At 69.3% G+C, this 13,851-nt stretch carries 14 protein-coding genes and 1 tRNA gene; 2 read left to right on the top strand and 13 right to left on the bottom strand.

The window, feature by feature from the left end:
* Window positions 1-43: 43 nt before the first annotated feature.
* The gene (locus ACSF8R_RS01365; RefSeq protein ID WP_434810050.1) at window positions 44-1,009 is read left to right on the top strand and encodes an EamA family transporter; all 966 of its coding nucleotides are present in this window, start codon (window positions 44-46) and stop codon (window positions 1,007-1,009) included.
* 4 nt (window positions 1,010-1,013) lie between these two features.
* Here ACSF8R_RS01365 and ACSF8R_RS01360 read toward each other — a convergent pair whose 3' ends face one another.
* From ACSF8R_RS01360 to ACSF8R_RS01310, 11 genes are all read right to left on the bottom strand, one after another.
* Window positions 1,014-1,409, bottom strand: a complete 396-nt coding sequence (locus ACSF8R_RS01360) for a hypothetical protein (protein ID WP_434810049.1) — start codon at window positions 1,407-1,409, stop codon at window positions 1,014-1,016.
* Between the two features lie 62 nt (window positions 1,410-1,471).
* A tRNA-Thr gene (locus ACSF8R_RS01355) sits at window positions 1,472-1,544 on the bottom strand.
* A 74-nt stretch (window positions 1,545-1,618) separates the two neighbouring features.
* Window positions 1,619-3,166: an alpha/beta hydrolase gene (locus tag ACSF8R_RS01350; RefSeq protein ID WP_434810048.1), complete on the bottom strand. Its 1,548-nt coding sequence runs from the start codon at window positions 3,164-3,166 to the stop codon at window positions 1,619-1,621.
* A 5-nt stretch (window positions 3,167-3,171) separates the two neighbouring features.
* Window positions 3,172-4,323: a DNA polymerase III subunit delta' gene (locus ACSF8R_RS01345; RefSeq protein WP_434810047.1), complete on the bottom strand. Its 1,152-nt coding sequence runs from the start codon at window positions 4,321-4,323 to the stop codon at window positions 3,172-3,174.
* 105 nt (window positions 4,324-4,428) lie between these two features.
* A complete protein-coding gene (gene tmk / locus ACSF8R_RS01340; RefSeq protein ID WP_434810046.1) occupies window positions 4,429-5,049 on the bottom strand; it encodes a dTMP kinase in 621 nt (206 codons plus the stop codon).
* Window positions 5,046-7,736 (bottom strand): type I DNA topoisomerase, encoded by a 2,691-nt coding sequence (gene topA, locus ACSF8R_RS01335; RefSeq protein ID WP_434810045.1) that lies wholly within the window; start codon window positions 7,734-7,736, stop codon window positions 5,046-5,048. The genes tmk and topA overlap by 4 nt, the downstream gene beginning before the upstream one ends.
* Window positions 7,737-7,811: 75 nt before the next feature.
* A complete protein-coding gene (locus tag ACSF8R_RS01330) occupies window positions 7,812-8,129 on the bottom strand; it encodes an Rv3654c family TadE-like protein (protein ID WP_434810044.1) in 318 nt (105 codons plus the stop codon).
* Window positions 8,129-8,482, bottom strand: a complete 354-nt coding sequence (locus ACSF8R_RS01325; RefSeq protein ID WP_434810043.1) for a TadE family type IV pilus minor pilin — start codon at window positions 8,480-8,482, stop codon at window positions 8,129-8,131. Before ACSF8R_RS01325 ends, ACSF8R_RS01330 begins: the two co-directional genes overlap by 1 nt.
* A 34-nt stretch (window positions 8,483-8,516) precedes the next feature.
* Window positions 8,517-8,732: a DUF4244 domain-containing protein gene (locus tag ACSF8R_RS01320; protein ID WP_434810042.1), complete on the bottom strand. Its 216-nt coding sequence runs from the start codon at window positions 8,730-8,732 to the stop codon at window positions 8,517-8,519.
* 77 nt (window positions 8,733-8,809) lie between these two features.
* Window positions 8,810-9,718 carry a type II secretion system F family protein gene (locus ACSF8R_RS01315; protein WP_434810041.1) on the bottom strand — a complete coding sequence of 303 codons (909 nt, stop codon included), beginning with the start codon at window positions 9,716-9,718 and terminating at the stop codon, window positions 8,810-8,812.
* Complete coding sequence (locus ACSF8R_RS01310; RefSeq protein ID WP_434810040.1) at window positions 9,715-10,731, bottom strand: TadA family conjugal transfer-associated ATPase; 1,017 nt, start codon at window positions 10,729-10,731, stop codon at window positions 9,715-9,717. The genes ACSF8R_RS01315 and ACSF8R_RS01310 overlap by 4 nt, the downstream gene beginning before the upstream one ends.
* A gap of 414 nt (window positions 10,732-11,145) precedes the next feature.
* Between ACSF8R_RS01310 and acs the strand changes: the two genes are divergently transcribed.
* Entirely contained in the window at window positions 11,146-13,110 is a 1,965-nt protein-coding gene (acs, locus tag ACSF8R_RS01305; RefSeq protein WP_434810039.1) for an acetate--CoA ligase, read from the top strand.
* A 4-nt stretch (window positions 13,111-13,114) separates the two neighbouring features.
* Here acs and ACSF8R_RS01300 read toward each other — a convergent pair whose 3' ends face one another.
* A complete protein-coding gene (locus ACSF8R_RS01300) occupies window positions 13,115-13,582 on the bottom strand; it encodes a RidA family protein (RefSeq protein WP_434810038.1) in 468 nt (155 codons plus the stop codon).
* Window positions 13,582-13,797, bottom strand: a complete 216-nt coding sequence (locus ACSF8R_RS01295; RefSeq protein ID WP_434810037.1) for a DUF4177 domain-containing protein — start codon at window positions 13,795-13,797, stop codon at window positions 13,582-13,584. Before ACSF8R_RS01295 ends, ACSF8R_RS01300 begins: the two co-directional genes overlap by 1 nt.
* Window positions 13,798-13,851 lie beyond the last annotated feature (54 nt).

Genomic DNA, 13,851 nt, shown 5'->3' with positions numbered 1-13,851 from the left:
GCAATATCGGCATCGGCCAACCCCGCCCTATGCTGTGATCACCATGCTCGCTGCCGCACTGGCGCTCTTCGGCGCATTCGCGTACGGGGCCGCCGATTTTCTCGGCGGCCTCGCCGCTCGCAGGCTGCGGGCGATCGTCGTGACCGCGACCGCCGCCGCGAGCGGCCTCGTGCTGCTCGCCCTGCTCTTCCCTGTGCTCGGCGGCAGCTGGATCGCGGCGGACGTGTGGTGGGGCGCGCTGTCAGGGGTCACGGGTGCCATCGCGATCGGCCTGCTCTACGCCTGCCTCGCACTCGGCCCGATGAGCGTCCTGTCGCCTGTCACCGCGGTCGTCTCGGCGATCGCGCCGATCGTGTGGGGCCTGTTCGTGTCGGGCGAGCGACTCTCGCTCGTCGGCTACCTCGGACTGCCGGTCGCGCTCGTCGCGATCGTGCTCGTGGCATTCCTCCCCGGCGAGAAGGTCAGCCGCCCATCGGGTCGGGGCCTTGCGATGGCCGTCGGATCGGGGCTCGCGATCGGCGCCTTCTTCATCCTGATCGATCAGACCTCGGCGGAGAGCGGGATCGTGCCGCTGCTGATGAACCGCGCCGTCAACGCGCTCATCACCGGCTCGATCGTCGGCCTGTTGGTCATCTCGGCGATGCGTCGCGGAGAACGCGGCACCACCGCACTGACGGCGGACGACAGTCCCGTCGCCGCCAGCCCCTCGGGGCACGCCGATCTCGAGACGCACACGGTGACGGTCGTGGCCGAGACGCGATCGGCGACGCTGCGTGCCGGGTGGACGCTGGCGATCGCGTGCGGGGTCGTCGACGCCGTCGCGAACATCGTGCTGCTGCTCGCGCTGCGCTCAGACGGCGACCTCGCCATCGTGTCGGCGCTGACCGCGCTCTATCCGGCCGGCACGGTCCTGCTCGCGGCGATCGTGCTGCGCGAGCGCATCGCCTCCGTGCAGTGGGCCGGCCTCGCACTCGCGCTCGTCGCCGGGGCGATGCTCGCGCTGGGGTGACCCGTCAGCCCCGGACGAACATCACGACGAGCGACGCGGCGAAGCTCAACATCGACATCGCAGCGAACCCGAGCGCCATCCACGTCGCCGCGCGCAGTGCCGGATGCCGCCGCGTCAACCGCATCTTGCCCCGCCACCCGAGCCGGTAGTAGATGTCGGCGCGATCGAGGCCGGCGAGCCGCGCCGCGTCGTGGTCACTCGCGACCGCACTGTTCGCATCGCCGTCTGCGTCGAACCAGCGCACCCAGGTGGCGTCTTCTTCGTGGTCGACGAGCGCCTCAGCGCGAAGCCACGTGCCGTCGACGGCCCACACGATCAGCGCGATCACCGCGAGCAGGAGCGCGGCCCCCAGGCCGACCCACGTGAAGATCTCGAGGACCGCGTCGAGGGGGCCGTCCATGGACCCTCACTCTCGGGATGCGATTCGCGGACCCCCGATCGAAGGAGCCGCCAGTCGAAAAGAGCCACCTAAGGGAATCGAACCCTTGACCTATTCATTACGAGTGAATCGCTCTGCCGTCTGAGCTAAGGTGGCGCATGCTCGCCGGGGGCGTGCACGATGAACGATCTTACAGGGTCGTGAACGGTGTCGCGAACCATCGCACCGCGTCAGCGACAGGTGAGTCCGTCTTCAGGAACGACACCGTCGATGAGGTAGTCCTCGATGGCCTCGTCGACACAGTCGTTGCCCTTGTTGAAGCCGGTGTGGCCTTCGCCCTCACGCGTGACGAGCACGCCCGACGTCAGCTGCTCGGCAAGCGAAACCGACCACTCATAGGGGGTTGCAGGGTCGTTGGTCGTCCCGAGCACGACGATCGGATCGGCCCCGTCGGCGGTGAGTTCGCCGCGCGTGCCGGACGGCGGGTACGGCCACGATGCGCACACGTCGACGCCGTACCAGTACGGCGCGACCGTCGGGGCTTTCGCTTCAATGAGCTGCTCCGCCGCCGTCTCTGCCGCGGGGTCGTACTCCTCCGGGTAGTCCATGCAGTTGTACGCCGTGAACGCCTCGGTGGAGTTGTCACCGTAGCCCCCGTCCGGTTCGCGCGCGTAGTAGAAATCGACCAGCTCGAACGCGATGCTCGCGTCTCCCTCGAGCACGGCCGTCAACGCGGCTGACAGGTAGGACCAGCTGTCTTCGGAGTACAGGGCCGCGACGATCGCGGTCATCAGCGAGTCAGCCCCCAGCATCCGCCCGTCGCCGCTTTGCAACGGCTGTGCATCGACCGTCTCGAGCATGGTGCTCAGGTCGGCCATCGCGTCGTCGACCGTGCCCCGGAACGGGCAGTCACTGTACAGCAGGCAGTCTTCGGCGAACGCGCGCAACGCGGATTCGAAGCCGAGCGCCTGGGTCGTCCCGACCTGCACACCCGGCACCGCCGGATCGATGCCGCCGTCCAACACGAGTCGCCCGGCGCGATCGGGGTACAGATCGGCGAACATCGCGCCGAGGAACGTGCCGTAGGAGTAGCCGATGTAGTTGAGCTGGGTGTCGCCGAGCACGGCGCGCAGAAGATCGAGATCGCGTGCCGCGTTGACGGTCGTGATGTGGGGCAGGATGCCGTCGCTGCCGGCCTCGCACGCCTCGGCGAAACGGTCGTTGCGGGCGATGAGGTCATCGTCCCACTCGTCCGATCCCCGCTCCCCCGGCGGAATGTCGAAGAGGTACGCGTCCATTTCTGCCGCGTCGAGACACGTGACCGCCGAGGAGCGCCCCACGCCGCGCGGATCGAACCCGATGACGTCGAACTGCTCGGCAAGCGGATCGGTCACCGCGTACGACGCGGATTCTGCGACGAGGTCGAACCCGCTCGCACCGGGACCACCCGGATTGATGAGCAGCGAACCGATCGGCGATCGCGCGTCGGAGAGTCTGCGGACCAGGGCGAGTTCGATCTCGCCTGCACCGGGGTCCTCCCAGTCGAGCGGCGCGGTGACCGTCGTGCAGTCGTACAAGCCCTCTTCGAAGCCACGGCAGTATTCCCACTCGAGATCCTGTGAGTAGAACGGCAGCAGCTCGTCGGACACGCCGGATGTGTCGGGCGCCTTGCTCGCACGCGGAGCCGGGATCGCCGCCGACAGGCACCCCGTCAGCGCGACGGCGGCCGCCACGAGGATCGCGACCACCGAGAACGACCGCGCGCGGCGTTGCAGCACGCCCGTCACGGTGTGCGTCCGCTCGCGACAGTGATCAGCAGGCTTTCGAGGGCGAGGGCGGGCGCCGCGTTCTGCTCCAGGTTCTCTCGCGTCGCCGAGATGCGGTCGAGCACCGTCAGCGTGCGTGGGGCCTCCCACGCCTGCGCGAGGGCACGAAGGTCCGCATCGAGCTCACGGTTGATGAGGTCGACGTCGCGGTCGAACTGCAGCATCAGGGTGTCGCGGTACAGCGACTCCAGGTCGGTCAGCACGCGGTCGACCCCGTCTCTCAGGCTGCGCGTCGCGCGGCGCTTCTGGTCGTCTTCGAGGGCGTTCACCTGACCGCGGACGGCCGGCGGCACGGCGGTGCCCGGGGCGACGCCGAGCGTGCGCAGTAGCGCCTCGCGCTCGGACTCGTCGCGTTCGGCGGTGAGTGCCTTGGCGTCATCGGTGGCGAGCTGCACGATGCGCGCAGCGACCTCAACGGCGTCTCCGACGTTGCGCACCCGCAGCACGGACCGAAGGGTCTCATCACGACGTTCCCGGGATGCAGCATCGGTCGCAAGCCGCTGCGCCATGCCGATGTGGCGCTGCGCGTGCCGCGCGGACTGTTCCGCCACGGCATCATCGACCCCGGTTCGCTGCGCGATGAGGCGTGCGACGTCGGCGACATCGGGCTCGCGGAGCCGCAGCGTGCGCACGCGCGATCGGATCGTCGGCAGCAGGTCGGCCTCACTCGGTGCGCACAGCACCCACACGGTCTTCTCGGGAGGTTCTTCGAGCGCCTTCAGGAGCACGTTGCTGGTGCGCTCGACCATGCGATCGGCGTCTTCCATCACGATCACGCGATACCGGCCCAGCGAGGGACTGAAGTACGAACGCTCGACCAGTGCACGGGCATCTTTGATCGAGATGATGACGCCCTCGGTGCGCAGCGCCGTGAGGTCAGGATGGGTCCGGGCGATCACCTGCCGCATCGCAGCCTCGTCGCCCGGTTCTGCGATGAGCGCAGCCGCGAACGCATAGGCGAGCGTCGAGCGGCCCGAGCCGGGCGGACCCGTGATGAGCCACGCGTGCGCGAGGTGGTCGGCGTCGGTCGCCGCACGACGCAACTGCGCGACCGCATCGTCTTGCCCCCACACCTCATCCCACGGCAGGGCGGGTGCGGCGACGGTCATGCCCCCAGCCTACGGCGGGATGCCGACACCGCCGTCTTCGGCATCCCCAGGGCGCGTTTCGTCTCGCTGCGCTCGCTCAACGACCGGTGGTGCGATGAACGCGCGTCAGGCGAGGCGGCCTGCGACCCGTTCGCGCACGGCCGCGGCGAGCTCCGCCGGGGGCAGCGTGGCGTCGAGCACGAGGAATCGATCGGGTTCGGCCGCCGCGAGCGCGAGGAACGCGGTGCGCACCCGTCCGTGGAAGTCCGCCTTCTCGGCCTCGAGGCGGTCGAACGGCTTGTCGTCGGCATCCAGCCGGGCGCGAGCCGCTGCGGGATCGAGGTCGAGCAGCACCGTCACATCGGGCAAGGCGCCTTCCGTCGCCCACAGCGAAAGGTTACGGATTTCGTCGGCATCGAGCACACGGCCTTCACCCTGGTAGGCGACCGACGAGTCGAGGTAGCGATCCTGGATCACGACCTCGCCACGCGCGAGCGCCGGGCGGACGAGCGTCGCGACGTGGTGTGCCCGGTCTGCCGCGTAGAGCAGCGCCTCGGCCCGCGGCGCGATGTCACCACGATGGTGCAGCACGATGTCGCGCACGAGCATTCCCACCTCGGTGCCGCCCGGCTCACGCGTGCGCACGACGGTGCGCCCGGACGCGCGGAGCCATTCCTCCAGGAGCGAGGCCTGCGTGGTCTTGCCCGAGCCGTCACCGCCCTCGAACGTGATCCACAGACCGCTCACTTCTTCTTCGCCGCAGGCTTGCGGGTCGTCGTCGTCTTGCGGGTCGTCGTGCGCTTCTTGACGGGCCCCTTGGCACGCTTGTCGGCCAGCAGCTGCACGGCCCGCTCGAAGTCCACGTCGTCGACGCTCTCGCCCCGCGGAATCGTCGCGTTCGTCTCACCGTCGGTGACGTACGGCCCGAATCGGCCGTCCTTCAGCTTGATGGCCTTGCCGCTGACCGGGTCGGCCTCGAACTCCTTCAGGGCGCTGGAGGCGCCGCGTGCGCCGTACTTGGGCTGCTTGTACACCTCGAGTGCTTCGTCGAGCGTGATGTCGAGCAGCTGCTGCTCGCTCTGCAGCGTGCGCGAGTCTGTGCCCTTCTTCAAGTAGGGCCCGTAGCGGCCGTTCTGGGCCGTGATCTCGACGCCCGTTTCGGGGTCGGCGCCGACGACGCGCGGAAGCGACAGCAACTGCAACGCCTGCTCGAGGTCGACGGTGTCGACGCTCATGCTCTTGAACAGCGACGCGGTGCGCGGCTTGGGCGCGGCGGCCTTCTTCTTCGTCGCCTTCTTCGCGGCGGTGACCTCGCCGGTCGACTCGTCGACGGCGTCCTCGTCGGAGGTCGGCTCGACCTCTTGGATGTACGGACCGAACCGGCCGTCCTTGACGACGATGAGCTTGCCGTTTTCGGGGTTCTCGCCGAGCACGCGGTCGCCCGCGATCGGCGCGTCGATGAGTTCCTGCGCCTTGGCGGGGGTCAGCTCGTCGGGCGCGAGATCGTCGGGAACGTTGACGATGCGTGATGTGCCGTCTTCGTTCGGCACATCAAGGTAGGGACCGTACTTGCCGAACCGCAGCGTCGCGACCTCGCCGATCTTCGTGGCGTTGAGTTCGCGGGCGTCGATCTCGCCGAGGTTGTCGACGATGTTGCGCAAGCCGACCTGCCCCTCGGAGCCGAAGTAGAAGTCCTTGAGCCACGCCACCCGCTGCTGCTCGCCGCGCGCGATTGCGTCGAGGTCATCCTCGAGGGCTGCGGTGAAGTCGTAGTCGACGAGGTCGGAGAAGTGCTGCTCGAGCAGTCGCACGATGCTGAACGCGAGCCAGCTGGGCACGAGGGCCTGACCGCGCTTGGTGACGTACCCGCGGTCGAGGATGACGTCGATGATGCTCGCGAACGTCGACGGCCGGCCGATGCCCTTCTCCTCGAGCGCCTTGACGAGCGACGCTTCGGTGTAGCGGGGCTTCGGGCTCGTGGCGTGTCCCTTGGCCTCGATCTCACGCAGGTCGAGCGTGTCGCCGACGGCGAGCGCGGGCAGTGACTGGTCTTCGGCCTTGTCGGCGTCGCCGCGCTTCTCGTCGCGCCCCTCTTCATACGCCTCGAGGAAGCCCTTGAAGGTGTAGACGGTGCCGGATGCCGTGAACGAGGCGGTCTGGCCGGCGGCATCCACGTCGAGGATGACCGTCGTGGTTTCGTACTTCGCGTCGGCCATCTGGCTGGCGATGGTGCGCTTCCAGATGAGGTCGTACAGGCGCTGCTCGTCGCGATCGAGATCGGAGGACACCGACGCGGGGGTGCGGAAATCCTCACCCGAGGGACGGATCGCCTCGTGCGCTTCTTGCGCGTTCTTGCTGTTGTTGCGGTAGCTGCGCGGGTTCGGCGGGACGGCCTTGTCGCCGTAGAGGGCGACCGCCTGCGTGCGCGCCGCTGCGACCGCCTGCGTCGACAGGGCGGTCGAGTCGGTGCGCATATAGGTGATGTACCCCTTCTCGTAGAGTCGCTGCGCGACGCTCATGGCGTGCTTGGCGCTCATCGAGAGCTTGCGTCCCGCCTCCTGCTGCATCGTGGAGGTGGTGAACGGGGGCTTGGGGCTCCGGGTTCCGGGCTTCGCTTCGACCGAGACGACCGAGGCGGTACCGGCCTGTTCGATCGCGGTCGCCAGTGCCGCGGCCTGCTGCTCGGTGAGGACGACGACGGCCTTTTTCAGCGTGCCCTTGTCGTCGAAGTCGGTGCCGCGAGCAAGCGGAGCGCCGTCGAGCCGGGCGAGTCGGGTCGCGAACGAGGACTCGGCCTTCGCTGCGAGCGCTTCGATGTCCCAGTACGAGGCGGACACGAACGCCATGCGCTCGCGCTCACGGTCGACGACGAGGCGCGTCGCGGCGGACTGCACGCGACCCGCAGAGGTGCCCTGACCGACCTTGCGACGGGTCACGTCGGAGACATCCCACCCGTACAGACGGTCGAGGATGCGTCGGGTCTCCTGCGCGTCGACGAGCGCAAGGTCGAGGTCACGGGTCTTGTCGACCGCGGCGCGGATGGCGTCCTTGGTGATCTCGTGGAACACCATGCGCTTGACGGGCACCTTTGGCTTGAGGGCTTCGAGCAGGTGCCACGCGATGGCTTCGCCTTCGCGGTCTTCATCGGTGGCGAGCAGGAGCTCGTCGGCGTTCTTGAGGGCGCGCTTGAGTTCGGCGACGGTCTTCTTGCCGCGGTCGCTCTCCACATACAGAGGAGTGAAGTCGTTCTCGATGTCGATCGAGTACTTGCCGACCGAGGTCTTCTTCAGGTCGGCGGGAATGTCCTGCTTGCTCGCGAGGTCACGGATGTGCCCCACCGAGCTGAGTACTTCGTACCCGTCGCCCAGATACCCCTGGATCGACTTCATCTTCGTCGGCGACTCGACGATGACGAGCTTCTTGCCGTCTGCCACGTGGCGTCCCTTCTTCGATGCACACCATACACACCGCTGGAGGGGGAGGATGCTGGGAACCCGCACCGTTCGCGATCAGCGTGGTGGCCCCGCCCGTGCCCGGGCGCGGACGGTGAACGCTCCAGCCGACACGCTCACTTCGACGATCGCGTCGTGTCCTTCGAGCACGCAGTCCCCGAGCGCGGCTCCTCCTGCCGCAGCGACGTCGGCTGCCCTCTCGCACGGGACGCCGGGCAGATACCCCGACGCGGCATCGGCTGCGGCGAGGGCAGCGGCATCGGCCACCCCCGCCGCGTGCGCTGCTCGCCCTGCGACCACGCCGGCCGCGCCGTAGCCGATCGCGAGTGCCGCCGTCACGGCGACGACCCCGACGCTGAGGACCGACCCGGCCATCAGCGCCCCTCACCGAGGGCGCACGATGTGGCGCGCAGCGGCGGCAGCGGCAGCGCGAGACCGGGGTCGGCACTCGTGGTCACGCAGACGAGATCGCCACGCTCGCCGATGTGCACGGATGCCGCGCCTGCGACGTGCGAGACGATCTCGTCAACGCGAGCACCCGACTCACCCCGCGCCGCTGCCCGGGCACCCTGCGCGGCGGCGTGCTCGAGCCGCACCTGCAGCCCGCCCGCCCCGAGGGCCGATGCGGCCAACGCGATGAGCAGCACGACCACCGGGAGCGCGATCGCGAACTCCGCGGTCACCGAGCCTCGATCGGTCTCGTGCTCGCGCGTCGGTCGCGTGCGCATCAGCGACGTGTACATCGGCCCTGTGCACATCGGTCTAGGGCACCGACAGTGCGCGTCGGACGAGGTCGGTGAGGATGCCGCGCACCTCATCGCTGCGCATGATGATGACGAGGAGCCCGGCGAAGGCCACGGCGGCCATGGTGGCGATCGCGTATTCCGCGGTCGCCGCTCCGGTGTCGTCGGCCAGTTCGTCGCGGAAGAGCCGGGCGGCGCGACGCGCGGTCAGGCGTGGCAGGTCGTTGGTGGTCATGTCGTCTCCTTCTGGTCGGCGCCGACCGCACGAGGGCGGCGACGCGGTGTTGGTGGGCACGGCTGGTGGGGTCGTCATCAGAACGCGGGGGCGGAACCGGAAAGCACCGATAGGAGCATCGGGCCGACGCCGAGCAGCAGGAACGCCGGCAACGTGCACACCCCGAGCGGGATGAGCAGCGTGCTCGAGAGTTTCGCCGCCCGCAGCTTGCCTGCCGTCCTCGCATCGGCGCGCGCCTCGGCAGCCGACGCGCGCAACAGCTCGACGGCGGGCGCACCCGCGGTCTCCGAGAGCGCGAGGACGCGCCGGCTCGCTTCGTCGGGCTCCCCCGCATCGCTCGCGGCGAGCACATCGCACGCGCGGCCGATCGACGCGCCGCCGGACAGCGCGATCGCCAGGAGTTCGGCGCGCAGCCCCGGAAGTTGTTCGACGGGTTGCGCGGCCGCGACGAGGCGCCGCGTCCATCGATGCGCGACGAGCATGAGCGCACCACCACCGACGAGGCACGCCAGCCCGAGCGGGTGCGTGAGCGTCGCGACGATGTCGAACCCGAACGCAAACCCGAGGGCCACGGCGATCAGCGGGAGCCACGACACGAGTCGCGCGGTGGCTGCCGGTTCGGCGAGCGCGACCCTCACGTCGTCGCGCGCGGCGACGGCGTCACCATGCGCGGCCGCGATCGCCCTGAGGCTCGGGGCCATCGGCGCGCCGACGACCTCGGCGATGCGCCATGCCTGTGCGACCGGGCGCCAATCTCCGCCGACCTCGGCGAGCGCGTCAGCCACACCCCGCCCCGTGGGCGCCGCGAGGACGGACGCCGCGGCCTCGTCACCGCCGGCGGCGAGGTGTCGCCACGCCTGGACCGGTGCCACGCCCGCTTCGAGGAGGACGGCGAGTGCGCGGACGGTGCTCGCGACGGAGTCCGCCTGCGGCGTCCGGTCGGGTTCGACGCGGTCGCGGTGTCGCCTCGGCAGCGCAATGCTCACACCGCCACCTCCTCGATGCCGAGGCGGTCGCCCACGATGACGGGGCGCGCGAGATCTGTCACGACACGCGTGCCGTCGGATCGCCGTGCAACATGGACGATCGCGCCGATCGCGCTGGCGACCTGTCGCGCGACGACCCGGTCGTCCCAGCCCGCGAGCGCGCCGAGGGCCTCCAGTCGGGCGGGAACGTCGGCGACACCGCTGGCATGCACGGTGCCGGCGCCGCCGTCGTGACCGGTGTTGAGCGCGGTGAGGAGTTCGCGCACTTCCGCGCCACGGCACTCCCCGACCACGAGTCGATCCGGGCGCATGCGGAGCGCTTCACGCACGAGTCGCGGCAGCGCGATTTCACCGGCGCCCTCGAGATTCGCCTGGCGCGCCTCGAGCGACACGTGATGCGGATGCTCCAGTCGCAGCTCGGCGACGTCTTCGATCGTGACGATGCGTTCCCCGCCCGGTACGCGCGAGAGCATCGCCCCCAGCAGCGTCGTCTTTCCGGCGCCGGTCGATCCGGACACGAGCACGTTCACCCGATCAGCGATCAGACGCTCGAGCTGCGCGCGCATCCGGGGGTCGATGCTGCCTCGACGCTCGAGATCGTCGAGGCTCAGCACCTGCGGCGACGGCAACCGGATCGAGATGACGGTACCCGAACGTGCGACCGGTGGAAGCACCGCATGCACCCGCGCGCCGTGTTCCCAACGCACGTCGACGCAGGGCGTGGCATCGTCCAGGTGTCTGCCGCCGATACCCACGAGCGCGACGGCGAGCGCCCGCACCTCGTCTGGCTCGCACCGCCACCCTTCGACCGCTTCGGCACCGCGCCCGCGATCGACATAGAGGCCATCGGTGCCGTTGACGAAGACGTCGGTCACCTCTGGGTCGATCAAGTGCGCACGCAGCGGCGCGATCGCCGGATGATCGGGCAGGCTGCGCGGAATGCCGGCGACGCCGGCTCGGCGGCGTAGGCCAGTGGCGGTGATGCGGGGCAGGGCGACGAACGCTTCGGACATGGCCTCGAAGGTAGGTGGCCGGATCCGGTCGGGACCGCGCCGCAGGGCGATCGGTGGACAACTGCCCGCGGAAGCGTTCCGTGGAGGAGGCGGCGACCGTGGGACTGCGCCGGAGAAAGAGAAGGGCGGCATCCCATGGGGGGGAATGGGATGCCGCCTCACGCAGCACTCCGTGTCTGGGGGTGACGGAGGTGCCGCGATGCCAGAATCGATGTTCGGCCGGAACGAGTGTACGTTCCGGTGGGAACGCATCCAAACGAATACGGCTGTGTCGAACAGATATATCGAGTCACGGAAACCAATGGACTCCCCACTATCGGCGGTGGTGCCGGGCGATGCCCACGGCTAGATTTGCCCGCATCCTCACGCCGTCTGCGCCGTCGCAGCCGGCGACCGACGCAAGGGAGCGCCACGATGAGCAGCCAGATCGACCACCTGCTGAACGAAGACCGCCGATTCGCACCGTCAGCCGACTTCGCCGCAAATGCCGTCGCCGACGCCTCGCTCTACGCGCAGGCGACCGAAGACCGTGAGGCGTTCTGGGGCGAGCAGGCTCGGGCGCTGCACTGGCACACGCCGTTCACGAAGGTGCTCGACTGGTCCAACCCGCCGTTCGCCGAATGGTTCGCCGACGGCGAGCTCAACGTCGCATACAACTGCCTCGATCGTCACGTCGAGGCCGGCAACGGCGATCGCGTCGCGCTGCTGTGGGAAGGCGAGCCCGGCGACGAGCGCCGCGTCACGTATGCCGAACTCACCGACGAGGTCAAGCGCGCCGCCAACGTCCTCACCGATCTGGGCGTCGAGGCGGGAGACCGCGTCGCGATCTACATGCCGATGATCCCCGAAGCGATCGCCGCGATGCTCGCCGTGGCGCGGATCGGCGCCATCCACTCCGTCATCTTCGGCGGCTTCTCCGCAGACAGCCTGCGCTCGCGCATCGACGACGCCGGCGCCAAGCTCGTCATCACTGCCGACGGCGGCTACCGCAAGGGCAAGGTCTCGCCGCTGAAGACCGCCGTCGACCAGGCGCTCGCAGACCGCGGCAACGGCCCGCAGGAAAGCGTCGAGCACGTCCTCGTGGTGCGCCGGGGAGAGAACGAGGTCGCCTGGACAGAGGGTCGCGACCACTGGTGGCACGACGTCGTTCCCGCCGCGTCGGCCGACCACGAAGCGCAGCCGTTCCCCGCGGAGAACCCGCTGTTCATCCTGTACACCTCCGGCACGACAGGAAAGCCCAAGGGCATCCTGCACACGTCGGGCGGCTACCTCACACAGGCGGCCTTCACGAACAAGGTCGTCCACGACATCCACCCCGAAACCGACGTGTTCTGGTGCACCGCCGACATCGGCTGGATCACGGGCCACTCCTATGTCACGTACGGCCCGCTCGCGAACGGTGCGACGCAGGTGCTGTACGAAGGCACGCCCGACACCCCCCACCCGGGGCGCTGGTGGGAGATCGTCGAGAAGTACGGTGTGACCGTCCTGTACACGGCGCCGACCGCGATCCGTTCGTTCATGAAGCAGGGTCGCGCCATCCCGAAGAAGTTCGACTTGTCGTCGCTCCGCCTGCTCGGTTCTGTCGGCGAACCCATCAACCCCGAAGCCTGGATCTGGTACCGCGAGATCATCGGGGCCGGTGTGGCACCGATCGTGGACACGTGGTGGCAGACCGAGACCGGCTCGATCATGGTCTCCGCCCTCCCCGGCGTCACCGAGACCAAGCCCGGATCGGCGCAGGTACCGCTGCCCGGCATCGGCGTCGACGTGGTGGACGAATCCGGCGAGCACGTCGGCAACGGCAACGGCGGCCTGCTCGTGCTCACCCAGCCGTGGCCGAGCATGCTGCGGGGCATCTGGGGCGACCCGGAGCGCTTCAAGGAGACGTACTGGGAGAAGTTCGAGAAGCAGGGCTACTACTTCGCCGGGGACGGTGCCCGCCTCGACGACGACGGCGACGTCTGGTTCCTCGGTCGCGTCGACGACGTCATGAACGTCTCAGGACACCGACTGTCGACCACCGAGATCGAGTCCGCCCTCGTCGCGCACGAGGCGACGGCCGAGGCGGCCGTCGTCGGCGCATCGGACGAGACGACCGGTCAGGCCGTGGTGGCGTTCGTCATCTTGAAGCAGAGCTTCCTCGACGCGCACTCCCCCGAAGGCCTCGCCGACGCACTGCGCACGTGGGTGGGCGAGCAGATCGGACCGATCGCGCGCCCCCGCGACGTCTACATCGTGGGAGAGCTGCCCAAGACCCGCTCGGGCAAGATCATGCGCCGTCTGCTGCGCGACGTCGCCGAGGGCCGCGAGGTCGGCGACACGACGACCCTGGCCGACACCGCCGTCATGAGCATCATCAGCACCCAGGTGAAGTAGGGCGTCAACGGGTCGCGAAGACGACCTCGACCTCGACCGGGCTGTCCAGCGGCAGCACCGGCACACCGACGGCGGAGCGGGCGTGGCGTCCCGCTTCGCCGAAGATCTCGCCGAGCACTTCGCTGGCACCGTTGATGACGCCGGGCTGCCCGGTGAACTCGGGAACGGATGAGACGAAGCCGGTGACCTTGACGACGCCGATGAGGTTGTCGACGCTCCCCGCAATGTCGGCGGCAGCGGCGATCGCGTTCAGCGCGCACTGGCGTGCGTACGTCTTCGCATCGGCGGGCGTGACGAGCCCCTCGCCCTCACCGACCTTGCCGGTCGCGGGCAGGGCGCCGGCGATCATGGGCAGCTGCCCGGAGGTGTAGACGAGATCGCCGTGGGAGATGGCGGGAATGTAGGCCGCGACCGGGGGAACCACCGCCGGAAGTTCGATGCCGAGTTCGGCCAGGCGCTGCGAGGCGAGCATCACGCCTCCCCGAACTGCTGCGCGGCCTGCGCGGCGGCACCGAGGCCGGCGTTGGCGGCACCGGCGCCGGACGGGCGCTTGAAGTAGCCGACGAGGCCGCCTTCCGGGCCGGGCACCACCTGCACGAGTTCCCACCCTTGCTTGCCCCAATTGTTGAGGATCGCGGCGGTGTTGTGGATCAGCAGAGGCGTGGTCATGTACTCCCACGTGGTCATCGCGGCTCCTGTTTTCTCTGTCGCGGCATGCGGGAGCGCACCAGGCTTCGCCCA

It is taken from the genome of Microbacterium sp. bgisy189, from assembly GCF_965345345.1.
Taxonomy (GTDB): domain Bacteria; phylum Actinomycetota; class Actinomycetes; order Actinomycetales; family Microbacteriaceae; genus Microbacterium.
This window is presented reverse-complemented; position numbering and strand designations above follow the sequence as displayed.